The organism is Klebsiella sp. MS 92-3 (genome assembly GCF_000195655.1).
GTDB lineage: Bacteria > Pseudomonadota > Gammaproteobacteria > Enterobacterales > Enterobacteriaceae > Klebsiella > Klebsiella pneumoniae.
In genome coordinates this window covers 55,036-55,533 of the sequence record NZ_GL882815.1, presented here as the reverse complement: position 1 = coordinate 55,533, position 498 = coordinate 55,036, and the positions used below count along the sequence as shown (strand labels likewise).

Annotated in this window: 1 pseudogene; it reads right to left on the bottom strand. The window is 70.3% G+C overall.

What is annotated here, in order from left to right:
* Positions 1–498: pseudogene (gene hpxE / locus HMPREF9538_RS12655) on the bottom strand (molybdenum cofactor-independent xanthine hydroxylase subunit HpxE); the annotation flags it as partial.

Genomic DNA, 498 nt, shown 5'->3' with positions numbered 1-498 from the left:
CCCCCCCCCCCCCCCCCCCGCCCCCCCCGGGGGGGCGGGCGGCTGGAACGCTTCGCTGTGCAATTGCGCCTCCTCCCATCCGACCGCCCGCGCGGTATCGCGAACCCGGGCCATAAATCCGGGCGGACCGCAGAAGTAGACCCGGGTGTCGGCGTCCGGAGCCCCCAGATCCTGCGCCAGCCGCTGGCGCGGACTCTGCCCCTCGTCTGAGCAGTGGATCTGGCAGATTCCACCCGTTAGCTGGCGGGCGATCTCGGTGGCGAAGGCGGCCTCCTGCGCACGGCTAACGTAATAGTGCAGCGTAAAGCTGGCGCCGGACGCCGCCCGGGCGTGGGCCATCGCCAGCAGCGGCGTAATGCCGATCCCGGCGGCGAGAAGCACCACATGGCCGCCCTCGTGCAGCGGAAAGTGGTTGCGCGGGGCAGAGATTATCAATGGCTGTCCCGGGCGCAGGGTGTCATGAATATAACGGGAGCCACCGCGAGACTGCGACTCGCG